Origin of the sequence: Marinobacterium ramblicola (assembly GCF_019084545.1) — a bacterium.
Lineage (GTDB): Bacteria > Pseudomonadota > Gammaproteobacteria > Pseudomonadales > Balneatricaceae > Marinobacterium_D > Marinobacterium_D ramblicola.
The window spans coordinates 60,195-82,098 of record NZ_JAHREP010000025.1 but is presented as its reverse complement, the minus strand read 5'-3'; the positions used below and the strand labels follow the sequence as shown (position 1 = coordinate 82,098).

Below are 21,904 nucleotides of genomic sequence, written 5' to 3'. Positions count from 1 at the left end.
TCTTTACTCAATATTCTTGCCATTTTCCGCCTACCTCCAGGTTGAGATAGGCGTCTACTTTACGGGGGAAGGTTTCCTGTACCTCTTCGGACTCGCTGTCCATCGGCATGGATAGGTCGAGAATGACCACATCAGGAGCCAGCTTCCGGTAGCAGCTCAGCGCCTCGGCACAGTTCTCTGCCTCCGCGACCACCTCAATAGCGGGGTTCTGTGACAGGAGCTGCTGGTACCCAAACCGAACAATCGAGTGATCATCTACCAACAGTACGCGAATCGAGCTATCCATATGCAACGTCTCTCATCCTAAAGGCGGTTCCCAGCCTGGGCTCACAACCGGCTTGAATTCTATTTATGGCAAGACGGATGAATCAATACCTTCCGCACCGCGGTAGCAACCCGAAGAGTCCACCTCAACGGCATAGGCAGACGCCGGATCGCTCTGGGCAACGCTGGCGGGCAGGGCAACCAACTCATCGCTGTACCCAATGAGGGCGATCCCCTCCCTCCTGCAGTGGGCGAGCACCTTTTCAAGCGCCTTGATCACCACGAGCTGCCTGTCCGTCAGCCTGGGTCCGTTAACCTGGGCCCTTTTCTTGCTTGAGGTCTGGCGGATGACATAGTCATCCTGGTCCAATAGACAGATCGTAACCCCTGCAAGTTTCGCCTCGACCAGAACACTTTTGCAGATTTCGAACTGAGACTCGCGTTTACAGCATATGGTATCGCCACTGACCGCACTATTGATCAGCTTGACGATCTCATCTCGCTCGCTGTTTATATCGATCTGATATTCCATATTAATCAATCCGATACATATAATAGCTCGAGTTATATATTAATTATCCCGCCTGTTTCTGCAGCTGTTGCCGCAGCATGGCGTTCTCGCGATTAAGCTCATCGTTGCGGGATCTCAGGCGCATCAGCTCCTCCTCCTGTATGCTGAGCCGCACCCTGGCCTCGATAAGCGCCTCGCCCCCACCCTGGCTGCCAGTGGCGATCAACTCCTGCTGGCGCAGCTTTCGATTCAACTCATCGATCTCGGTCTTGAGTCTGAACTGCTGCTCGTCAGCCTTCAGCAGCTTCTGCTCCAGTTCGTACTTCTCGTCAGCCAGCTTCTCACAGCGTGCCAGTAAGCGGCCATTCTGACTCTGCAGCTCCTGCATCGCCTGATGCCCACCCTGCTCGCTGAGCGCGACCTGGTTGCGCAGCTCCATCTCACTGCGTTTAAGTTGCTGGCGCTGCTCCTCGAACCGGTTTTCGGCATAGGCCAATGCCCGATCCCACAACTGGTTGGCGATAGTCAATACCGGCTCCGGTAGCTCGGGATGCTGCTGTTGGCGGGTGATCCGCTCGCCCAGCGTACGCCACCAATCGTTGAGGGCTTTATTGATGGTGGTGAGGCTACCGCTACCGATCTGTTCTCGAACAGCCTGTTGAGTAGGACGAATGCCCTGCTCCAGCAGCAGGTCGGCGGCTTCGAACACTCGCGCCCTGGTACTGCCGTTCTGTGTCATAAATACACCATATGTATCATTTGATATGTATTAAGCATCGATATTAGCATGTTTGCAGCGCTCGACCAGCCTTGAGTCGCGCATTTATTGATCTTCAGCTAGAATCGCGCGTCCTGAACACAAGATCTCGCCGGATGGTAAATATGAGTGCTCCTAAAGTCGGTTTTGTCAGCCTTGGCTGCCCCAAAAACACCGTCGATTCCGAACGTATCCTGACGCAGCTGCGCACCGAGGGTTATGAGATCAGCCCCTCATACGACGGGGCTGACGTGGTACTGGTGAATACCTGTGGTTTTATCGACAGCGCCGTTCAGGAGTCGCTCGACAGCATCGGCGAAGCGTTGAAAGAGAATGGCAAGGTCATTGTCACCGGCTGCCTGGGCGCAAAGGAGGACCTTATTCGCGAGGTGCACCCGAAGGTGCTCGCGGTCAGCGGTCCGCACCAGTATGACCAGGTGATGCAGCAGGTCCACCAAGTCGCGCCCCGCCCTACGCACAACCCCTTTACCAGTCTGGTGCCGGATACCGGCGTTAAACTGACACCTCGCCACTACGCCTACCTCAAGATTTCAGAAGGCTGCAACCACCGCTGCACCTTCTGCATCATCCCCTCTTTCCGTGGCGACCTGGTCAGCCGGCCGGTAGGCGACGTGCTCAGTGAAGCACGCCGACTGGCAGAAAACGGTGTGCAGGAGCTGCTGGTGATCTCTCAGGACACCAGCGCCTACGGCATCGACACCAAGTACAAGCTGGATTTCTGGGACGGCAAACCGGTCAAGACCCGGATGAAGGAGTTGTGCGAGGAGCTTGGCAAGCTGGGCGTCTGGGTACGCCTGCACTACGTATACCCCTACCCTCACGTGGATGAGATCATCCCGATGATGGCGGAGGGCAAGATCCTCCCCTACCTCGACATCCCGTTCCAGCACGCCTCTCCCTCGGTGCTGAAAAACATGCGCCGCCCGGCCCATGCCGAAAAGGTGTTGCACCGCATCGAGAACTGGCGCCAGCAGTGCCCCGATATCACCCTGCGCTCGACCTTTATCGTCGGTTTCCCCGGCGAAACCGAGGCGGACTTCCAGACCCTGCTCGACTTCCTCGAGGAGGCCCAGCTCGACCGCGTGGGTTGCTTCCAGTACTCCCCGGTCGAGGGCGCCACGGCCAACGAACTGCCCGATCCGGTTGAGGAAGCGGTCAAGCAGGAGCGCTGGGAGCGTTTCATGGAGGTGCAGCAGCGTATCAGCGCCGCGAAGCTTCAGCAGAAGGTGGGCAAAACCATCGAAGTCATCGTTGACGAGGTGGTCGAAGAGGGAGCCGTTTGCCGTTCGCAGGCGGACGCACCGGAGATCGACGGCCAGGTATTCCTTGATCACCAGACCCACCTCAAGCCCGGCGAGCGCCTGTTGGTCGAGATCGAAGAGGCCGACGAATACGATATGTGGGCACACCCCGTCTAACAGACTCTCCATATAGGCCCGCACCTCTGCGGGCCCATCCTCGGTTTCGACGAATCCGATGATCACTTCCATACTACAGATGAACCTCAGGATCTGCTGTTGGACGTAAACGGATGTCGATACTCTGGCGTACTTGGCTTAGTGTAACCTCGATACTGGGGCTGGTGCTTGCCATCCTGAGTATGCTGGCCACTCTACAACATAACGCCACCCTGGCTGATTTGCTTAAACAGCGGCTTTCGGTGGTCGCTCAATCCACGGCCGGCGCCTTTCGACCGATCGTCAACATCGGGCTGCCACTATCAATGCTGCGCAACGCACGCCAGGTGCTCGATCATGCCCGCGCCGAAGATGCCAACATCGATCAGATCCACGTGATCGAGAACGATGGCGCGATCATCCACTCCACCAGCCAAGCACGCGCCGCCTATGTCAGCGCTACGATGCAACAGGCGATGAGATTCGCTGAAGCTGGAAGCTGGTCAATAGAAACGGAGGCCGACCTGATCAGCGCTGTATCGATACAGCGTAGGGATGGTACTGCCGCAGGCTGGGTTGTGGTGATCTATACCAAAGAGGCGTTCAACAGGGCGACTGATTTACTGCAGCAACGCATCATCAACACCACGCTGCTTGCTTGGGCAGCCTTCTCTGCTTTCGCCTGGTGCTTGCTGCGAGTGCAACTTGGCGGTGCGATCAAAGGCTTCTCGCAGATAAAACAACTGCTCTCTCTGTTTTCCCAACTCTCGCCCGGTTCGCCACCACCTTCAGTTCCGGATGCCCGTGGGTGCGGTTTCTTTACTGACGAAATACCCTCACTGCACTCCAAGCTGATTCAGGCAGCACAGCGCTATCATTCAGCGCTCAGCGGACTGGATGCCGACAATAAAACAGCGACCACCGGCCAGACCTTAGATATTGCGCGCGTGCCACTGATGGTTAAACAGGCTCCGGACTCGTCGCTGGCGCGTGCGATCAGCCGTCGGCTTGTACCGGGGCTAGTACTACTATTGCTCGCGGCAGTATTGCTACAGGGCTGGTACATCTACAGCCAGGTACGCGCCTCTTTCGAACCGGAGCAGACGGCCCGCCTGGAACTGATCGGCTCTGTTGCCAACAGCAATATTCAGCGCGCCATCAGCGCCGGCATCCCGCTGGAAGCTCTCGTCGGGGTATCGAGGTACTTCGATGAGCTGCTGGACCAGTTCCCAGAGGTCTCCTATCTGGCGATTATCAGCCCCCAAAAGAGCCTCCCGGTGTTCCAGGCGGGTGCTCATACCGCCCCCTCCTCACCTTTCTGGCGTACGCAGCAGGATAGATCGAGCTTTCCCATTTCCGACGCCACAGGCAAGATTGGGCAGATCGTTATCGAAGCCAACCCGCATTATTTCGCCATGCAACTGCGATTCCTGATACTGGATCTGGCGGTGGTGGTCCTCGTTGCGGCACTGCTGGCCTATCAGGTGGTAATTGTAACCCTCAGCTTTTCGATGACCGGCCCGTTCAACCGACTCAATCATCTACTCAACCTGCAGGCCGCCGGCGATTTCAGTAGCGGATTGAGTGGAAGAAGGAACAGCGAACTTGACCGCGCCGCCGCCTTCCTGAGCGAACGTGCCGATACACTGTACAGAATGCATGCCGCAACTTGCGACAAGCCCAAACCGCCGAGCCCAAAGCTTCTACAGTTCGCCTACCTGAACGACATCCGCCTGCCTGTATTTCTTTTTGGGCTGGCAGATGCGCTGTCGATCTCATTTCTACCGGTGTACACCCGGTCGGTTGAAAACCCCCTGCAATGGATAGATCCAGGCGTTGTCTTAAGCCTCCCCCTGGCAGGGTATCTGCTGGCTACAATACTGGGCGCGCCGCTGGTCAGGCCGCTGAACTCCCGCTGGGGATCGCGCAGACTGCTGCTGGTTTCGGCGCTGCTGATCGTGGCAGCCAATCTAGGCCTGTCACTGGCAACCACTACCGTCACCCTCATCCTGTTCCGCACGATTTCAGGCCTGGGGTATGCGATCTCGACCCATGCCTGCCAAGACTATGTGCTGGACGTGGTGACACCGGAGGTGCGCGGAAGGTCTCTGGGGCTGTTCACCTCGGCGCTATTCGGCGGCATATTCACCGGCGCCGCTGCAGGGGGGATCATCGCCGATCGGTCGGGAGCGCCGACCGTGTTTTTACTCGGCTCAGGCCTGGCGCTGCTTGCCGGTGCTCTTGCCTGGTTGCTTCTGCCTCGCCACCCGCGCACGCAAGCCGAACCCATCCCCCGACTAAGAGATCTGATCCTGCCATTGCGCAGCGCCCGCTTCTCTCTGCTCGTATTTACGCTCGCCATCCCCAGCAACGTGATGATTCAAGCCTTTATTGCGTTTTTAGTTGCGTTGCAGCTCGATGCGCTCGGCGCCTCTGCGGCCGATGTGAGCCGGGTCGTCATGCTTTACTTCCTGTTGGTCGCGATTGTCGTACCTGTTGCACCGCGCCTGTTGGACGGGGTAATGGCCAAGTCATCACAGGCAATCACAGGGACGCTGATTGCAGCCACGGCGCTCGCCACAACCTTTATATGGCCCAGTTATTGGGCGATGGTCGCTGCTGTCACAGGAGTTGGCTTGGGGCAAAGCCTGATACGCGATCCCGAGGTATCGATAGCGATGGGTCTGGCGGAAACAGAACTCAGCGTGCCTGGACGTGATACGGTGTTGAGCAGCCTAAGGGTGCTCGAGCGCACAGGCAGCATACTCGGACTTATCCTGATCGCCTTCGTTGCCAGCCTGGCGGGCTACCCTGTCGCCATAGCCGCGATAAGCGTCTGGCTCTTCACCGGCGGCCTTATTCTGCTGATCGTACGCTCCAGGTATCGACTCAGTTATTGACCGTCTCGGCGAACTGCAATATCTCCACAGATGGGAAGAGCTCAAGTCTGCGCGCCACAGCCATGTTCACCACATAGGCAAACTCGGTCATTCTCGCCACCGGCAGATCCCCGGGCGATACCCCCTCCATCAGGATCTTTTCGGTCAATTCACCCGCCAACAATCCAACCTGATAGTAGCGCGCAGAAACCGACATTAACGCATCCGATTCCCTGACCTGGCTTTCATAGGGGCTCAAGACCGGCAAACCCGCCTCAACGGCAGACGACGTAAATAGAGCGCTCTGCGCATTGAGGAAGGAGCTTGAGCCGAGATAGATAAAATCAGCCCCGCGCGTCTTCAGCTGCACCATTTTCGCAGGAATATCATCAGCAATCGGCGCGCCCTGCTTATCAAGCGCCAACTCGAGCGCAATGAGTTCGAACCCCATCTGCGGCGCCAGCGCTTCCAGCTCCTCCTTCTTAAGCACTGAGTTAGGCTCGTTTGTGTTGTAGATCAGACCAAGCCGTTGGAACGACGGCATATAGGTGCGCATCGCGTTTATATTGACCTCTTCAGGCACCCGGTTCAGGGTGCCTGTTAAATTAGGCCGTCCGGTATCGTCCAGACTTTCTATGATTTCGGCCGCTATTGGATCAGCGACGATAGTGAAGATCTGGGGAATCTCGTGGTTGTAATTCGGATTATCGAGATCGGATAGCTTGCCGGCCAGCCCCAGCGTGACTGTCGTGCCCCAGGAGAGCAGAAGGTCCGGCTGCATCGAGCGCGCCTCCTCAAGATACCCAGGAAGCCGCTCGGGCTGTCGTTCAGCGTCCCGAATAATGATCTCGGCACTGGGCATATGCTGTTTCAGGTAGTCCTGATATCCCTGACAGGACTCCTCACACCCCCGCCAGTACACGGCATAGATGCGTTTGTGCTCATTGACCTCTTGTGCTTTGGCAATGCCGCCAAAGGCCAGCGAAGTTGCCAGGATTGCCGTAAAGAAGAGTCGTTTTGTGTTCACTTCCGAGCCTTTGCTTTCTCCGTAGTAGACAGCATAAGCTTAGTACGCGCGGAGCGATCCGAAGGAAGAAGCAAGGATAGTGATATGAGCGGTAACAAGTGGTGCCCCGGACCGGAGTCGAACCGGTACAGCCGAAGGCCGAGGGATTTTAAATCCCTTGTGTCTACCAATTTCACCACCGGGGCTTGGTGGATCACACATCAGCGGGGTGCTGAAAAGAATGGAGGCTGGAGTCGGAATCGAACCGGCGTACACGGAGTTGCAGTCCGCTGCATGACCACTCTGCCATCCAGCCATTCTTGAGATACTTGTTGGAGCGGGAAACGAGACTCGAACTCGCGACCCCAACCTTGGCAAGGTTGTGCTCTACCAACTGAGCTATTCCCGCGTCGTCTCAACAAGTGGTGCGTATTATAGAGTTATGTTTCGGCGTGTCAACCAGATAAATGAAATATTTCTGCTTAAAGATTAACCACTTAGCGCATCAAGCCGGGTACCGCCCCCGCTCGGAGAAGCGCTTAGATATCCTCTTTAAGAAATGGCCAGGCGGCTTTGAGGTAGACGAACATCGACCACAAGGTCAGCAGTGCCGCACCGTACAGCGCGACTACCCCGACCCAGGACAGGCTTGTCAGCGGCGGAAATGCGAGCAGGCCGATAATCGACACCATCTGCAGCGTGGTTTTTATCTTGCCGACCATCGATACCGCCACACTGGCACGTTCGCCCAGCTCGGCCATCCATTCACGCAGCGCTGAAATCACAATCTCTCGGCCGATGATAACCACCGCCGGGATGGTGATCCATGGCTCGGCGAAGGTCTCCACCAGCACCACCAGCGCAGCCGCCACCATCAATTTATCGGCTACCGGATCCAGAAATGCGCCAAATGGAGAGCTTTGGTCCAACTTGCGTGCCAGGTAGCCGTCAAACCAGTCGGTAACGGCCGCTAACGAGAAGATGGCGGCAGACGCCAGCGGCGCCCAGGCGAATGGCAGATAATAAACCAGGACGAACACTGGTATCAGGACCATCCTCAGCAGGGTAAGTATATTGGGTATTTTCATCTGAAGGATCTACAGCCTGTCCGGATGGCTCAATGTTCGGGGTGCAGCGCGGCATGGATCTCCTCCGCCAGCGCCCGACTTATGGTAGAGACTTTTGCGATTTCTTCAACACTGGCGCTTTCTATCTCTCTTACACCACCAAAATGGCGCAGCAATTCACGCCGTCGCTTGGGCCCTATACCGGGTATGCCCTCAAGTTTGGACTGTTTGCGGGCCTTACCCCGTCGTGCACGATGACCGGTTATGGCAAAGCGATGCGCCTCATCCCGGATATGCTGCAACAGATGCAGCGCAGGGGAGTCTGCCTGTAACATCTGCTCCTGGCCGGTATCGCCGCTTATCAGCACCTCAAACCCCGCTTTACGGGTCGGCCCCTTGGCGATACCGATAACCAGCACCTCGGTGATCTGCAGGCTGTCGAGCACCTCCATCGCTTGCGCAACCTGCCCTTTGCCTCCGTCGATCACCAGCAGGTCAGGGAGCTTGGCCTCGCCCTTTTTCAAGCGGGTGTAGCGCCGGGTCAACGCCTGATGCATGGCGGCGTAATCGTCTCCTGCCGTGATACCCTCAATATTGAAGGTTCGATAGTCCGACTTGAGCGGGCCGTTGCGATCGAATACGACGCAGGATGCCACCGTGGCTTCACCTGAGCTGTGACTGATATCGAAACACTCCAGCCGCTCCGGCAGGCTGTCGAGGCCCAGCAGATCCTGCAGCGCCAGGTAGCGACCGTGGATACTCTGCTTACTGGCCAGATGGCTGGCCAGCTGCTGCTCCGCATTGGTCTGTGCCAGCCGCTGCCAACCGGCCCGCTCTCCCCTGACCTTGTGCGCGATGCTGACGTTACGGCCGCGCTTTTCACCAAGCGCCTGCTCAAGCGCATCCTTGCCCTCAAGCTCGTAACTGACAATCAGGTGATCCGGAATCTCGCGCACGCCCGCCAAGTAAAACTGAGCGATAAATGCCGCCAGCACATCGGCGGGACTCTCCTCGATCGACACCCGTGGATGGTAAACCTTGCTGCCGATAACCCTGCCCTGACGCACGAACAAACCGTGGACCACGGTGCCTCCCGCCTGCATGGCGCAACCGAACACGTCGGCATCGCCCTGCATACCGGAGACGTATTGCTGCTCCTGTACCTGACGCAAGCGGCTGATCTGATCGCGCAGCTCCGCGGCTTTCTCGAAGTCAAGCGCGGCAGAAGCGGCATCCATCTGCGCCCCCAACTCCTCCATGATCGCCTGGTTGCGCCCCTCCAGGAACATCATCGCGTGACGCAGATCACTATCGTATTGCTCAGGCGTGATCAGACCGACGCAGGGCCCGCTGCAGCGCTTGATCTGATACTGCAGACAGGGTCGCGACCGGTTACGAAAGAAGCTGTCTTCACACTGACGGATCAGAAACACTTTCTGCAGGATATGCAGACTTTCCCGTACCGCCGAGCCACTGGGAAAAGGCCCGAAATAGCGCCCTCTCCCTTTCTTGGCTCCGCGCTGGAAACGCACGGCGGGATACTCATCTTTGTCGGTGACCAGAATATAGGGGTAAGACTTATCATCGCGTAGCAGGATATTGTAGGGCGGACGCTGCTGCTTGATCAGGTTTTGTTCAAGCAGCAGCGCTTCGGTCTCGCTATTGGTGATGGTGACTTCGATACGGGCGATCTTGGCCACCAGGGCCATGGTTTTGGTCGTCAGGCCGCTGGCCCGGAAATAGCTGGACACACGGTTTTTAAGGTTCCGTGCCTTGCCGACATAGAGAATCTCTCCCTCGCTGTTGAACATCTGATAAACGCCGGGGCGTGTGGTCAGGCGGGAAAGGAAGGCCTTGCTGTCAAATGCGCTGCTGTTATCCGGTTCTGTCACTGTCGAATCTATGGCTATCAGGTCTCGACCTGATTGAACTGTTTATTGGCCTGCATATGGACATGCGTTGCTTGGCGATGTATCTCGCGCAGCTGATCCCGCGTCTCGTCCGAGATACCTGCACCGCGTGACAGGGAGACCTCGAGATAGACGCCAATTTCGGCGAAGTAGTAGAGCCGGGCATCGAAGGTTTTGGCGCGCTTTAGCTTACTCAGAGAGATCTTGGCCCCGTTAACCAATATGGTGTTGATATCGGTTTCGGACAGCAACGGATGGCGCTTGCTTTGACGGTTGTTCTGCTGCAGCTCTTGCTGGAGACGAAGTGCCTGGCGTTTGGTCATCGCTGTCATTGTGCGCCCCTGTCTGTCAATCTATGTTTCGAATGCGGCATACTCTAGGCACTTTTGAGGCAGATGTGAATCGTCGTCCACCCTACAAACCCAGTTCTCATCCGCTGCGGCTACAGGCGGAGCTGGAATGGCTGACCTCATCGCCAGATCTTCTGCTGCCTCCCCCCGGCCTCAGTCGCCCGCCACAACTCCAGACAGCAAGCCCGAACCTCCTGGACGTAGCCGCTTACCAGCCGCACTGGCGCCTGGGAGAGCATTTTGAAAATCTGGTCTTTCAATACTTGAGATCTGAAGCAGATGTTTTTGATATTAAAAGAAATATACAGGTAAAAAGCGAGAAAAAGACCCTCGGTGAATTTGATTTCTTGATTCAGCTCGCGCAACAGTGGCTGCACCTTGAAGTCGCACTCAAGCTCTATTTGCTCGATGGCGATGGCAGTTCGCTTGCGCACTACATCGGCACCCGGCGCGACGACTGCCTGGCGCAGAAGTGGCACCATATGCTCAACCATCAGCTCAAGCTGACTCAACGGCCGGAAGCCAAACGGCAACTCGCGGAGTTGGGTATCGAACAGCCCCTGTCATCGGCGCTATGGATCAAGGGCTGGCTGTTCTACCATCCGCTACGACCAACGCCCCGATGTCAGCCAGAGCAGATCAACCCCGCCCACCTCAAAGGCTGGTGGCTGACCCAATCCGAGCTGGAGTTGATCAAGGCGCCAGGCAGTGTTTACATGCTGGTCAGAAAACCGGACTGGCTGCTGCCGGCCTCAATGCTGGAGACAGATCCCATCGAATTTGATCGACTGAGGGAGGCGATATCGGGCCAAGCGCGCGCGCATCTGGTGCTGATCCTCCGGCAAACGGACGGCGGCTGGATCGAACGTTCAAGAGGGTTCGTTGTCGCCGATGACTGGTCCGGATCGCATGGGACAAAAAAGGCCGCTTACGCGACCTTTCCATAGCAGGCCCTCAGACCTCACTCACCCGCTTTCGCTGCGTCCTGAGCGATAACCTTTTTCAGGAAGCGTACGGCAACGAAAGTGCCGATGATCATCGCCGCCACAATCACGAGGCTCGGTGCGAAAGAAACCAGGGTGTACTTGTCGATATCAGTCATAGAACTAGAACCTCTGTTCGAGATTGTTAAGGTGCGGTGGTCCGCACTCTGGTGAAATTTTGCGCATTATAACGGCTCGGGTCGCTAATTCCAGTACATCAATAGTACTGAATACGCTAACTGCCAGGCTCCAGACGCTTGAGCAGGCTTGAGGTATCCCAGCGCCCCCCACCCATCTGCTGCACATCGGCATAGAACTGATCAACCAGCGCCGTTACCGGCAGGCGCGCACCGTTACGGCGCGCCTCATCCAGAACCAGCGAAAGATCTTTGCGCATCCAGTCCACCGCAAAGCCAAAGTCGAACTGGTCGTTCAGCATCGTTTGATGTCGATTGCTCATCTGCCAGGAACCTGCCGCGCCATGCTGGATAACATCGAATACTGCCTCCCCATCCAGGCCCGACTGCTTGAGAAAATGGGTGGCTTCAGCCAACCCCTGCAGCAATCCGGCGATACAGATCTGATTGACCATCTTGGTCAACTGACCGCTGCCCGCCTCGCCAAGGTGCTTTGTGGCCTTGGCGTATACTGCAATAACCGGTTCGGCCCGCGCAAAGCTCTCGCCGGCACCGCCGACCATAATGCCCAGAACACCATTTTCGGCGCCCGCCTGACCGCCCGATACAGGCGCATCGAGAAAACCGCACTGCTGCACGCGGCAGGCGCCATCGAGCTTACGCGCGATCTCGGCGGATGCGGTGGTATGATCGATAAGAATCGCACTAGGTGCCATCCCCTTGAGAACGCCCTGCTCGCCAAGCGTCACCTGATACAGGTCGTCGTCGTTGCCGACGCAGGTCATGACAAACTCCGCACCCCGGGCAGCCTCTTCAGGGGTGTCAGCGAGACGATTACCGAACTCGGCCACCCACCGTTCGGCTTTCGCCCGGGAACGGTTGTACACGCATACTTCATGACCGGCCTTAGCCAGATGGCCCGCCATGGGGTACCCCATGGTGCCGAGACCTACGAACGCTACCTTGGCCATAACAATCTCCTTAATACAAAGACTTAAGCTAAACTATCGGTTCAAAGACGCAACGATGCTCTTAACCGAGGGATCTGCGGGTAAGACTGTACACTACTCAGGAAAATCTCGATGCTAAAGCACTTTCTGCTCGGTTTGCTGCTTATCTCACAGACGACACCTGGCCATGCAGGCGAATCGCGCGCTCCCGATATCTACAGGCTGAGCTTTCAAACACCCGAAGGCACAAGCTATTCGCTAGCCCAACATCGAGGCGAGGTGCTGCTGGTTAACTTCTGGGCGACCTGGTGCCCTCCCTGCGTGAAAGAGATGCCGGAACTGGAAAGCCTCGAACAGGCATTTATCGACCGGCCTTTCAGAATAGTCGCAATCAGTGCCGGTGAAAGCGCAGCCGACCTGGAGGCGTTCAAACACAAGCTGGATACCCCTCTCACACTGCAGATACTGCTGGACAGCGAAGGGCGCACGTTCACCGAATTCAACCTCAAAGGATTGCCGATGAGCTATCTGTTCGATTCAGAGGGTGAGTTGGTGGAGGTGATCACCGGTGCCAGGGAGTGGGCCAGTGAGAAGTGGAAAGCGAGAATCAGAGAGCTGCTGCCGACAGCTCCCTGACCCCACGATTTTACTTTGCGTAGTTACGCAAACACTCGGTTATCCCGATCACCATCTCTGCAGAGTGGTGAGCCGCCTTGTCGAGGAACTGTTCGAAAGAGACCTCAGACTGCTTGCCCGCAATATCGGATAGCGCCCGTATCACGATGAAGGGTGTACCGAAGCGGTGGCAGGTTTGGGCAATAGCCGCCGCCTCCATTTCACAGGCTTTCATGCTGGGAAACAGAAGGCGTGTGGTTTCGACCCTTTCGGGGCGGTTCATGAAGGTGTCTCCCGTCGCAATCAAGCCGTTGACGGTTTTCATGCCCCGCTTCTTGCTGATGCTTTGCTCGGCAAAGCGGACAAGCAGCGGATCAGGAGTGAACGCCGGCGGCAGCCCCGGCACCTGCCCGGGCTCATAGCCGAACACGGTGAGGTCAACATCGTGATGGCGCACCTCCTGGGAGATCACCACGTCCCCAACCTCCAGCTCACCATCAAAGCCACCGGCAGAGCCCGTATTGATGACGCAGCTGGGCTGATAGTGGTATAGCAGGATTGAACAGCCGATCGCAGCATTGACTTTGCCGATACCGGATTTCAACAGCACCACTTCGGTGCCATTCAGCTTACCGGTATAGAAATCGAATCCGGCAATCACTTCGTGGTCGCGATCGACGAGCATCTCCTTAAGCTCTTCGATCTCCTGATCCATGGCGCCGATGATCGCTACCCGCAGACGCCCGGAAGCGTGGAGCAGATCGGCCAATAAAGGAGGTGTGGTCATTTCAGGTTTTTTCACGGACTTATAATCTTGTCTTGGTCGACCATAGGTTGCGACCCTGGTTAATAGTAATGTGCCGTTATTAATCTTTCGTAACAAATACAGGCACCTGCCATCTCTCCTTGTGCCTGTAGCTATTACTAATCAGTTATAGCACCTTTCCTTACGCAAAATTGGTACCACCCAGCTCGACGTTGCGACGGGTCGGATACAAACCGCTCCAACCGAAGCGGCTAAACAGCTCGTCGACCTCATCCGATACCGGTGCAACAATCCTCACAATCTCTGCTGTTTCCGGATGAGTGAAGCTGATTTCGGTGGCCATCAATAACAGGCGATGGACTCCGAGGTGCTCACGAAACAAACGGTTATGCCGCCCCTCACCATGCTTGGTATCCCCAACCAGCGGGTGAAAGATATGTTTCATATGGCGACGGATCTGATGCTTACGCCCCGTTTTAGGGCAAACCTCCACCAGGGAGTAGCGTGCAGCCGGATAACGGCCGACCGGAATCGGCAGCTCCACACACCCCAATCGACGATAGGAGGATACCGCTTCCTGGGCGGGTTTGTCCGGGTCGGAATGCGCATCGGCGATACGATCATGAATCGGCTTCAACGGGTAATCGATAACACCCTGCTCTTCTGGCCAGCCCCTCGTTACGCAGAGGTAACGCTTCTCCACCAATCGTTCACTGAATGCGGTCTGAAGAGCGTGCGCAACCTCTTTGCTACGGGCAAACAGAATGACCCCCGAAGTCGCTCTATCCAGACGGTGTACGGTGTGAATTTTTTCGCCGGGGTACAGATCGCGCAACTGGCATACCAGGTTTGGCGTCCTGGCAGGCGCTATCCAGCTGGGATGCACCAACAGGCCGGCAGGCTTGTTGGCCGCGATGATCCAGTCATCTTCAAAGAGTATGTCGGGCTGAGGATCGACTGTGGGGTTAGGGTCGCTCACCGGAACGGAGACTCTGTTGACGGATTCTGAGAGATGCGGTTTTGAGAGAATAAGTGGCGGAGGGACAGGGATTCGAACCCTGGGAGCCTCTCGACTCGTCGGTTTTCAAGACCGGTGCTTTCAACCACTCAGCCATCCCTCCGCAAACGCTGGGCAGTTTACGTGGAATCTTCTCGAAGTCAAATGGTCGAAACACTTGAAAAACGCGAAAAGATAACCATTATTGGTTCTAGTCAATTAAACGTGCGAGGAACGCTATGGCGAATGTACGCCCCCTGCAACATAGTGCAAATGTTGCGACAACCGATACCAATAAGGTAATTCGCAACACCTACCTGTTGCTGTCCATGACGATGCTCCTGAGCGCCGTAACGGCTGGCATATCCATGGCCGTCAATCCGCCGTTCATAGTCTACCTGGGCAGTGTAATTTTAAGCTTTGTCCTGCTGTTCGTGCTGAACCGCAAACAGAACAGCGCCGCCGCCCTGCCGATCACTTTCGCCTTCACCGGCCTGCTCGGTTTCGGCCTCGGCCCGATCCTGAACCAGTATCTGGCACTGCCTAACGGCGGTCAGATCGTTGCCACTGCACTGGGTATGACGGCAATCACCTTCTTCGGCCTGTCCGCGTACGCACTGACCAGCCGCAAGGACTTCAGCTTCATGGGCGGCTTCCTGGCGGCGGGCATGATGGTCGCGCTGATCGCCATGGTCGCACTGTTCGTGCTGCCGATGTTCGGCGTCAACGTGTCCGGCCTGCACCTGGCATTCTCAGCCGTTGTCGTGATGCTGATGGCGGGCTTTGTGCTCTACGACACCAGCAATATCGTCAATGGCCACTACACAAACTACGTCATGGCCACCGTTAGCCTGTACCTGAGCATCTACAACCTCTTCGTACACCTGCTGGCGCTGGTCGGCGCATTCAGCGACGACTGATTTCCCGCCTCAAGCCAGGCAGCAAAAAGCCCTGCTCATCTGTTAAGATGACAGGGCTTTTATGTACAGGATGTACGGTATGCCGCGGGTGCATGGATGCACAGGAGCGGCGATATACAGGAAAACCGATGATCTTTTCCATAGTCGTTCAGGCGCCACCGGTTCAAACCCAGGGTGCCGAAACTGCACTCAGGTTTGCAAGAGCGGTACTCGCCGCTGGACACAGCATCCACCGTATTTTCTTCTATCGTGACGGCGTGCATAACGGTTCGGCACTCACCTGTACGCCGCAGGATGAGTTCAATATCCCGCAGCAGTGGCAGGAATTGGCCCAACAACATAAGCTGGACCTTGTGGTCTGCATAGCGGCCGCGGTTCGCCGGGGCGTCATCAACGAACAGGAAGCCGTTCGCTACAAACAGGATCAGTGGAATCTGCGTGACTCATTTGAGCTGTCAGGCCTGGGACAGTTGGTCGAAGCCTGCATCCAGTCCGACCGTGTCGTTACCTTTGGAGCCCGCTCATGAGTACTGAAGGCATTCTCGTTATGACCCGCAGTGCCCCCTACGGCAGCTCTGCAGCACGCGATGCCCTGGACGTAGCGCTCACCTGCTCGGTATTCGAGCAGCCGGTTACCCTGCTGTTTCTGGATGATGGCGTTTTCCAGTTGCTAAAAGGGCAATCCCCCTCCGTTATCGGGCAAAAAAACCTAAACGCTGTACAGCAGTCTCTGCCGCTGTACGATATCAAGCGTCTTTGTGTCAGCACCTCCTCTCTGGAACAGCGTGGTCTTCGCCAGGACGAGCTGATCCTGCCCGTCGAGCTGGTCGACGATGCGGCGCTTCCCGCCCTGCTGGCACAACACCGACATGTATTGAGCATCTAACATGGTTCTTCATACCCTGAATCAAGCCCCGGCCAACGCCGCGTGCATGGCAAGCGCACTTAACACGATCACGTCAGAAGACACCCTGCTGCTGATCGAAGATGGTGTTTACTGGACCCTACCCGCATTTGCATCGCAACTTGCCAACCTCACTGGACGACTGGTTGCACTTGAGGCTGATCTCAAGGCGCGTGACCTAAAGGCCGATGCAGTCGAATCCGTGGATGACGCAGGTTTCGTTGCGCTATGCGTCTCTCATGACAAGGTGGTGAGCTGGTTTTGATGGCAACGGAAAAGATAGCCGGGCAAGAGATTGCGTTCGACGACGAGGGGTATCTGGAGGAGCTCTCGCTATGGACGCCAGAGGTCGCCGAATATCTAGCCTCCCGGGAGGGAATTATACTGACCGAGGCGCACTGGGAGATTCTCTACCTGCTGCGCGATTTTTACTCGCGATACGAACATTCGCCAGCGATGCGCCCTCTCGTCAAAGCAGTAAAGCAGACCCTCGGAGACGACAAAGGCCGTAGCATCTATCTTATGCAGCTATTCCCGGGCAGCCCCGCCAAAGTCGGCGCGCGCCTGGCAGGTTTGCCGAAGCCCGATAACTGCCTCTGACGCTCTTTTATCGCGTCCGGGGCTATGTGATACTGTGCCCTGTCGCTCTTACAATACAAAACAGCCTGCTCGGAACAATGTTGGCCCACCGCAGGACGATTCGAACTGAACTGACAGGGTACTCCGCATGAGTCTAGAAGCCGCTGCCGAACAGTTGCAAATGCTCAAGAAGCACGAACTGAAAAAACAGGATACAAAGTCACGAAAGGCCCAACAGGAAGATGTGGTCTATCACCAGTGGGCAACCTTCCGTGTAGATAATGAGCTGTATGGCATCGACGTAATGCAGGTGAAAGAGGTACTGCGTTATAGCGAGATCACCCCGGTACCGGGCGCCGACGCTTCCGTTCTGGGCATTATCAACCTGCGCGGCAACGTGGTGACGGTCATCGACACTCGGCAGATGTTCCGCATGCCGCGCGCCCAGCCTGACGACGAGACCCGTATCATCGTCGTCGAGTTCAATGAGTCCGAGGTTATTGGCCTGGTAGTCGACAGCGTCGACGAGGTGCTGAACCTGCCGCAGAATGATGTGGATCGAGCCCCCAATGCTTCTGGCGATGAGACCAGCAAGCGTTTCGTTCAGGGCGTCTGCTACCACAGCGGCCTGCTGATCATCCTGCTCGACCTGTCCAAGATGCTGCTGACCATTACGCCGGTGAGCGATGATGAGATGATCAGCAACCACATCTGACCCCCAACTCCGCGTAGCGCATCAAGCAAGAAGGCCCCGAAGTCAGGGGCCTGTCTGTTATTGCCGATACCGGACCTTACATCACCCTATTGGTCGTCAGGTACTTCGACGAGGCATCCGGCCCGGTACCGTCGGCATAGAGCGTGACACCGGATCTCAGACAGATCGAGAGATTCTGATGCGACGCCTCGGTCTCCACCGGTAACAGATGGTTGACCGCTGCCTTCTCTTCCAGCAGCTCTGCTTCGGTCATCCGCATCCGTTCACGACTCCATTCGGAGATCTCCAGCCCTCGCACGATCTGATAGCGGCCGTAGTCACAACGCACCGGGAAGGAGTAGAAGATCCCCTTTTCGACACCGTAACTGCCATCACTGACGATCCCCATGCTGACGATCTCGCCGGCGTCGGTACCCAGGATCCAGTCGCGCATATGATCCACCACCGCCTGAGCCGCTGAGGCTGCACTGGACAAGCCGCGCGCAGCGATGATCTCACCACCCCGGTTCTGGATCTTGGGAATAAAAACGTTCTTATACCACTCCACGTCGATCTGATTCATCACCGGCTCATCCAGCACCGTCGCATGATGAAGGTCCGGGTACTGTGTCGTGGAGTGGTTACCCCAGATCACGACTCGGCTGATATTGCGTGGGTTGGCGCCAGTGTGGTTAGCCAGGATCCCCTTGGCCCGGTTATGATCCAGCCGGGTCAGCGCAGTAAACTGGGAGGGGCTCAATTTGGGAGCGTTTCGGCTGGCGATCAACGCGTTGGTATTGGCCGGGTTACCGACCACCAGCACCTTGACGTCGCGGTTGGCAAAATCGTTCAGTGCCCGCCCCTGACGGCTGAAGATTGCGGCGTTGGACTCCAGCAGATCTCGGCGCTCCATGCCGGGACCACGTGGCCGCGCACCGATCAACAGTGCGTAGTGAACGTTATTGAAGCCGTCCTCGACATTGTCGTGCAGTGTGATGGTATGCAGCAACGGATAGGCACAATCCTCCAGCTCCATCGCGAGGCCGCGCAACGCTTCCATCCGCTCAGGCATCTCGATCAACTGCAGAATGACCGGCTGATCCTTACCGAACATCTCGCCGCTAGCCACCTTAAACAACAGACTGTTGCTGATGGCGCCCGCAGCCCCCGTCACCGCAATTCGTACCGGTCTTCTCATTGAAAAGCTCCTGTCATTCCGTTTGAAACCCACTCGCAACCAGCCAACGGCAGCGAATTAGACTTTAGTCTAATCTCATTCAACGCGAGAAAGGGTTACGGATGCAAGCGCGAGTTTCGCCTTTTCCACAATACGAATCGATTTTTCGAAATACGAATAACCTGGCAGATAACAAAGGCAGGTAAACACGGGCGCCAGAGGACACGCCCGTGCCTATCAGTGGGGACAGGCCTTGGTAAACAGACGGTAGAAGTTTTCGCGCGTTGCCTCGGCAACCTCTTCAATCTTCAACCCCTTAACATCCGCTATGCAGCGGGCGACCTCGGGCACGTAGGTCGGCTCGTTCTGTTTGCCGCGATAGGGAACCGGCGCAAGATAGGGGGAGTCGGTCTCGATCAGCATCTTGTCCAACGGAACCGCACGCACCACATCGCGCAACTCTTCGGCGTTGCGGAAGGTAATGATGCCGGAGAACGAGATATAGAAGTTCATCTCCAGTGCAGCCAGCGCCATCTCGCGGGATTCGGTAAAACAGTGCAGCACCCCGGCCACATCCGGATCGGCATGCCGGCGGATAACCTCAAGCGTATCCTCGCGCGCGTCACGGGTATGAACGATTACCGGCAGGCCCAGCTCAGCTCCCAACCTCAAATGGCCGGCGAAGCTCTCCCTCTGCTGCTCTGCCAGCTCTTTGCTGTAGTAGTAATCGAGCCCGGTTTCCCCCAGCGCCACGATCCTCTCACGACTGGCGGCCTCGCGCAGCCTGTCCATGTCGAACGGACACTCGCCGACATGACAGGGGTGTATGCCGGCTGATGCATACACATTACCGAACGGTTTCACCCGCTCGTACATCTCCTCGAACTGATTGAGATCGATTGCGACACACAGCATCTCTTCGACACCTGCATCGCCTGCGGCCTTTATGAGGTTGGCCAGGGAACCATCGTGGCGGCCGAGATCCAGCCGGTCCAGATGGCAGTGGGAATCTATGAACATGAATATCCAGACGTTATAGCGTGTTGGTACGGCGGCCTTTGCCCAGTGCACCGGCCAAGTAGGTTTCCAGTTTACCGACGAGCTGTACATCCTCTGACGACAGTTGAATTCCGATGCCTGGAATCCGTCCGCCCTGGGCGGCCCTGGGCGTAACCCAAACCACCTTGCCGGTAACCGGGATCTTGTCCGGCTCATCCATCAGCGTCATCAGCATGAACACCTCTTCGCCCAGCTGATAGGAACGCGTGGTCGGTATAAACAGCCCCCCGTTATTGACGAACGGCATGTAGGCCTTGAGGAGTTCCTCTTTATTTCCGATAACCAGCGAGAGGATACCGTGACTGATTCTGGGCACGATCGACATGAACAGCTGCACTCCTGCTTAACGAATCAGCGCTCTCCAGTCAAACAGTAGTTTCTCCAGAAGCAGCTGACGATTCGGGTTATGTCGCAACATGAGGCTTTTACGCTCATCCTGAACGCGATCAACCAAAGTGAAGATTCTAACCCTGTCGGCTCGATTCGCAACTGCCGAAAGCATTTTTGTCATATCGACATTGTTCAAGTCAGGGTTTTGCGCACCGGACTGCAAGCGCACCAGATCAGCCAGCAGGCTTAGCCACCAATCGAGCAGATGAATAAGCTCCTCTTTGTGCAGCTTCTGCGCCAGGCTGATCGAATCGGTGCGATCGCGCAGCAGGTCGGCCAGCCCGCTCATAAAGTTGCGACGCAGCTCGAGCAGATCACCCTGTTTGAGCGCGACCGCTCCCAGCGGAGCCCCCTGCGCAATAGCCAGCAGTTTTTCGGCCTCATCTTCACTCATCGCCAACTGTCCGGCCAACCAGCCCTTGCTCTGTTCAACCGACGGCAGGCTGAACTCAATGCGCTGACAGCGGCTTCGAATGGTGGGCATCAGCTGGCCCAGCTGATGACAGACCAAAATCAGCAGGGTGTCCTGCCCCGGCTCCTCGAGCGTTTTCAGCAATGCGTTGGCCGCCGCCACGTTCATCGCTTCGGCCGGCTCCATGATCATGATCCGGTAACCTCCCTGCTGCGCCGTACTGTGCAGGATATTGGTCAGCTCACGAACCTGATCCACCCGTATCGGCTTACCAGGCTCCTCTGGGCGCAGGAACAGGCGATCAGGGTGATGACCACTGGAGAGCAGCTCACAGCTGCGGCAGTGCCCGCAGGGCTTACCTCCCTGCGGTTGATGACAAAGCAGAAGGTGGGCCAGCGCTGCACCGAATGCCGCCTTACCGACACCCGCCGGGCCACTGAGCAACAGCGCGTGAGGCAAGCGTCCGTTCGCGTGCTGCTGAATCAGGTGCGACCACTGCTCGCTCAGCCAGGGATAGATCTGCTCATCGACGCTCATTGCCGCTCCAACCCTGTCAGAACCCGATCTATCTGCTGCTGCACCTGTGCAAGCGGCGGCTCGGCATCTATCACCTTGATGCGCTCAGGCTCCTGCTCGGCCCGCGCGAGGTAGGCCTCACGCACACGTTGGAAAAACTCTACCCGCTCCGCCTCAAAGCGATCAGGTACGCCACGAGAGTGGGCACGGGCAAGTCCAACCTCCACCGGCAGATCAAGCAGCAGCGTCAGGTCCGGACGGCGCTCCTTCTGCACCAGGCGCTCTAGGAGCGCTACCGGCTCTGATGCCAGCTGCCGACCGCCCCCCTGATAGGCAAAGGTGGCATCGGTAAAGCGATCACAAAGCACCCAGGCACCTCGCGCAAGTGCCGGTTCAATCACGGCAAACAGGTGCTGCGCACGCGCTGCAAACATCATCAGCAGCTCCGCCATATCAGATACGGGCTCGGTTCGCGGCGTCAGCAGCAGCTCGCGCAGCTGTTCACCAAGCGGGGTCCCGCCCGGCTCGCGTGTAACGACGACCTCATACCCTTTCCGTTCAAGGTATTCGCGTACGTAGTTCAGGTTGGTGGTCTTGCCGACCCCCTCTATCCCTTCCAGGGTGATGAAGTAACCAGACATCG

The 21,904-nt window shown here is 56.9% G+C and carries 26 protein-coding genes and 4 tRNA genes; 10 read left to right on the top strand and 20 right to left on the bottom strand.

Features of this window, described 5'->3' with window-relative positions; genetic code table 11:
- Nucleotides 1-7 precede the first annotated feature (7 nt).
- The 3 genes from KQ940_RS17895 to KQ940_RS17885 all read right to left on the bottom strand — a co-directional run bounded on the left by KQ940_RS17895 (nucleotide 8) and on the right by KQ940_RS17885 (nucleotide 1,514).
- Complete coding sequence (locus KQ940_RS17895) at nucleotides 8-286, bottom strand: response regulator transcription factor (RefSeq protein ID WP_217415173.1); 279 nt, start codon at nucleotides 284-286, stop codon at nucleotides 8-10.
- 63 nt (nucleotides 287-349) lie between these two features.
- Nucleotides 350-796 carry a response regulator gene (locus tag KQ940_RS17890; RefSeq protein WP_217415172.1) on the bottom strand — a complete coding sequence of 149 codons (447 nt, stop codon included), beginning with the start codon at nucleotides 794-796 and terminating at the stop codon, nucleotides 350-352.
- Between the two features lie 43 nt (nucleotides 797-839).
- The gene (locus KQ940_RS17885; RefSeq protein ID WP_217415171.1) at nucleotides 840-1,514 is read right to left on the bottom strand and encodes a DNA-binding protein; all 675 of its coding nucleotides are present in this window, start codon (nucleotides 1,512-1,514) and stop codon (nucleotides 840-842) included.
- Between the two features lie 143 nt (nucleotides 1,515-1,657).
- Between KQ940_RS17885 and rimO the strand changes: the two genes are divergently transcribed.
- Both rimO and KQ940_RS23100 read left to right on the top strand, forming a co-directional pair.
- On the top strand, nucleotides 1,658-2,971 hold the full coding sequence (rimO, locus tag KQ940_RS17880; protein WP_217415170.1) for a 30S ribosomal protein S12 methylthiotransferase RimO: 1,314 nt from the start codon (nucleotides 1,658-1,660) through the stop codon (nucleotides 2,969-2,971).
- A 164-nt stretch (nucleotides 2,972-3,135) separates the two neighbouring features.
- Nucleotides 3,136-5,850: an MFS transporter gene (locus KQ940_RS23100; protein ID WP_217415169.1), complete on the top strand. Its 2,715-nt coding sequence runs from the start codon at nucleotides 3,136-3,138 to the stop codon at nucleotides 5,848-5,850.
- On the opposite strand, the gene KQ940_RS17870 is transcribed toward KQ940_RS23100, so the two are convergent.
- From KQ940_RS17870 to KQ940_RS17840, 7 genes are all read right to left on the bottom strand, one after another.
- Entirely contained in the window at nucleotides 5,840-6,856 is a 1,017-nt protein-coding gene (locus KQ940_RS17870; protein ID WP_217415168.1) for an ABC transporter substrate-binding protein, read from the bottom strand. The two genes, KQ940_RS23100 and KQ940_RS17870, sit on opposite strands and share 11 nt — an antisense overlap.
- 99 nt (nucleotides 6,857-6,955) lie before the next feature.
- Nucleotides 6,956-7,041: transfer RNA gene (locus tag KQ940_RS17865), tRNA-Leu, on the bottom strand.
- 36 nt (nucleotides 7,042-7,077) lie between these two features.
- Nucleotides 7,078-7,151: transfer RNA gene (locus KQ940_RS17860), tRNA-Cys, on the bottom strand.
- Between the two features lie 17 nt (nucleotides 7,152-7,168).
- Nucleotides 7,169-7,244: transfer RNA gene (locus KQ940_RS17855), tRNA-Gly, on the bottom strand.
- 130 nt (nucleotides 7,245-7,374) lie between these two features.
- Nucleotides 7,375-7,923: a CDP-diacylglycerol--glycerol-3-phosphate 3-phosphatidyltransferase gene (gene pgsA, locus KQ940_RS17850; RefSeq protein WP_217415167.1), complete on the bottom strand. Its 549-nt coding sequence runs from the start codon at nucleotides 7,921-7,923 to the stop codon at nucleotides 7,375-7,377.
- Between the two features lie 29 nt (nucleotides 7,924-7,952).
- Nucleotides 7,953-9,794 carry an excinuclease ABC subunit UvrC gene (uvrC, locus tag KQ940_RS17845; RefSeq protein ID WP_343222679.1) on the bottom strand — a complete coding sequence of 614 codons (1,842 nt, stop codon included), beginning with the start codon at nucleotides 9,792-9,794 and terminating at the stop codon, nucleotides 7,953-7,955.
- A 17-nt stretch (nucleotides 9,795-9,811) separates the two neighbouring features.
- Nucleotides 9,812-10,144 carry an excinuclease ABC subunit C gene (locus KQ940_RS17840; RefSeq protein ID WP_246590164.1) on the bottom strand — a complete coding sequence of 111 codons (333 nt, stop codon included), beginning with the start codon at nucleotides 10,142-10,144 and terminating at the stop codon, nucleotides 9,812-9,814.
- A gap of 65 nt (nucleotides 10,145-10,209) precedes the next feature.
- On the opposite strand from KQ940_RS17840, the gene KQ940_RS17835 reads away from it, so the two are divergent.
- Nucleotides 10,210-11,109: a DUF1853 family protein gene (locus KQ940_RS17835; RefSeq protein WP_217415166.1), complete on the top strand. Its 900-nt coding sequence runs from the start codon at nucleotides 10,210-10,212 to the stop codon at nucleotides 11,107-11,109.
- A gap of 14 nt (nucleotides 11,110-11,123) precedes the next feature.
- Here KQ940_RS17835 and KQ940_RS17830 read toward each other — a convergent pair whose 3' ends face one another.
- Both KQ940_RS17830 and KQ940_RS17825 read right to left on the bottom strand, forming a co-directional pair.
- Nucleotides 11,124-11,264, bottom strand: a complete 141-nt coding sequence (locus KQ940_RS17830) for a hypothetical protein (RefSeq protein WP_217415164.1) — start codon at nucleotides 11,262-11,264, stop codon at nucleotides 11,124-11,126.
- A gap of 116 nt (nucleotides 11,265-11,380) precedes the next feature.
- The gene (locus KQ940_RS17825; protein ID WP_217415163.1) at nucleotides 11,381-12,253 is read right to left on the bottom strand and encodes an NAD(P)-dependent oxidoreductase; all 873 of its coding nucleotides are present in this window, start codon (nucleotides 12,251-12,253) and stop codon (nucleotides 11,381-11,383) included.
- A 111-nt stretch (nucleotides 12,254-12,364) separates the two neighbouring features.
- On the opposite strand from KQ940_RS17825, the gene KQ940_RS17820 reads away from it, so the two are divergent.
- The gene (locus KQ940_RS17820; RefSeq protein WP_217415162.1) at nucleotides 12,365-12,868 is read left to right on the top strand and encodes a TlpA family protein disulfide reductase; all 504 of its coding nucleotides are present in this window, start codon (nucleotides 12,365-12,367) and stop codon (nucleotides 12,866-12,868) included.
- Nucleotides 12,869-12,878: 10 nt separating this feature from the next.
- Here the strand turns inward: KQ940_RS17820 and mtnN are convergent, their stop codons facing one another.
- From mtnN to KQ940_RS17805, 3 genes are all read right to left on the bottom strand, one after another.
- On the bottom strand, nucleotides 12,879-13,634 hold the full coding sequence (gene mtnN / locus KQ940_RS17815; RefSeq protein WP_217415177.1) for a 5'-methylthioadenosine/S-adenosylhomocysteine nucleosidase: 756 nt from the start codon (nucleotides 13,632-13,634) through the stop codon (nucleotides 12,879-12,881).
- 160 nt (nucleotides 13,635-13,794) lie between these two features.
- Entirely contained in the window at nucleotides 13,795-14,592 is a 798-nt protein-coding gene (locus KQ940_RS17810) for a pseudouridine synthase (protein ID WP_217415161.1), read from the bottom strand.
- A 54-nt stretch (nucleotides 14,593-14,646) separates the two neighbouring features.
- Nucleotides 14,647-14,734, bottom strand: a tRNA-Ser gene (locus KQ940_RS17805).
- A gap of 115 nt (nucleotides 14,735-14,849) precedes the next feature.
- Between KQ940_RS17805 and KQ940_RS17800 the strand changes: the two genes are divergently transcribed.
- The 6 genes from KQ940_RS17800 (at nucleotide 14,850) to KQ940_RS17775 (ending at nucleotide 17,728) form a co-directional block, all read left to right on the top strand.
- Nucleotides 14,850-15,530 carry a Bax inhibitor-1/YccA family protein gene (locus tag KQ940_RS17800; protein WP_217415160.1) on the top strand — a complete coding sequence of 227 codons (681 nt, stop codon included), beginning with the start codon at nucleotides 14,850-14,852 and terminating at the stop codon, nucleotides 15,528-15,530.
- 128 nt (nucleotides 15,531-15,658) lie between these two features.
- Nucleotides 15,659-16,057, top strand: coding sequence for a sulfurtransferase complex subunit TusD (gene tusD / locus KQ940_RS17795; protein ID WP_217415159.1), 399 nt, complete (start codon nucleotides 15,659-15,661; stop codon nucleotides 16,055-16,057).
- Nucleotides 16,054-16,416, top strand: coding sequence for a sulfurtransferase complex subunit TusC (gene tusC / locus KQ940_RS17790; RefSeq protein ID WP_217415157.1), 363 nt, complete (start codon nucleotides 16,054-16,056; stop codon nucleotides 16,414-16,416). The genes tusD and tusC overlap by 4 nt, the downstream gene beginning before the upstream one ends.
- A gap of 1 nt (nucleotide 16,417) precedes the next feature.
- Entirely contained in the window at nucleotides 16,418-16,699 is a 282-nt protein-coding gene (gene tusB / locus KQ940_RS17785) for a sulfurtransferase complex subunit TusB (RefSeq protein ID WP_217415156.1), read from the top strand.
- Entirely contained in the window at nucleotides 16,699-17,034 is a 336-nt protein-coding gene (locus tag KQ940_RS17780) for a TusE/DsrC/DsvC family sulfur relay protein (RefSeq protein ID WP_217415155.1), read from the top strand. The genes tusB and KQ940_RS17780 overlap by 1 nt, the downstream gene beginning before the upstream one ends.
- Nucleotides 17,035-17,161: 127 nt before the next feature.
- The gene (locus KQ940_RS17775; RefSeq protein ID WP_217415154.1) at nucleotides 17,162-17,728 is read left to right on the top strand and encodes a chemotaxis protein CheW; all 567 of its coding nucleotides are present in this window, start codon (nucleotides 17,162-17,164) and stop codon (nucleotides 17,726-17,728) included.
- A gap of 76 nt (nucleotides 17,729-17,804) precedes the next feature.
- Here KQ940_RS17775 and KQ940_RS17770 read toward each other — a convergent pair whose 3' ends face one another.
- The 5 genes from KQ940_RS17770 to tmk form a co-directional block, all read right to left on the bottom strand.
- Nucleotides 17,805-18,905 (bottom strand): malate dehydrogenase, encoded by a 1,101-nt coding sequence (locus tag KQ940_RS17770; RefSeq protein ID WP_217415153.1) that lies wholly within the window; start codon nucleotides 18,903-18,905, stop codon nucleotides 17,805-17,807.
- A gap of 216 nt (nucleotides 18,906-19,121) precedes the next feature.
- Nucleotides 19,122-19,904 carry a TatD family hydrolase gene (locus KQ940_RS17765; protein ID WP_217415152.1) on the bottom strand — a complete coding sequence of 261 codons (783 nt, stop codon included), beginning with the start codon at nucleotides 19,902-19,904 and terminating at the stop codon, nucleotides 19,122-19,124.
- A 13-nt stretch (nucleotides 19,905-19,917) separates the two neighbouring features.
- Nucleotides 19,918-20,268 (bottom strand): PilZ domain-containing protein, encoded by a 351-nt coding sequence (locus KQ940_RS17760; RefSeq protein ID WP_217415151.1) that lies wholly within the window; start codon nucleotides 20,266-20,268, stop codon nucleotides 19,918-19,920.
- Between the two features lie 18 nt (nucleotides 20,269-20,286).
- Nucleotides 20,287-21,282, bottom strand: a complete 996-nt coding sequence (locus KQ940_RS17755) for a DNA polymerase III subunit delta' (protein ID WP_217415149.1) — start codon at nucleotides 21,280-21,282, stop codon at nucleotides 20,287-20,289.
- Nucleotides 21,279-21,902: a dTMP kinase gene (gene tmk, locus KQ940_RS17750; RefSeq protein ID WP_217415148.1), complete on the bottom strand. Its 624-nt coding sequence runs from the start codon at nucleotides 21,900-21,902 to the stop codon at nucleotides 21,279-21,281. Before tmk ends, KQ940_RS17755 begins: the two co-directional genes overlap by 4 nt.
- Nucleotides 21,903-21,904: the final 2 nt, after the last annotated feature.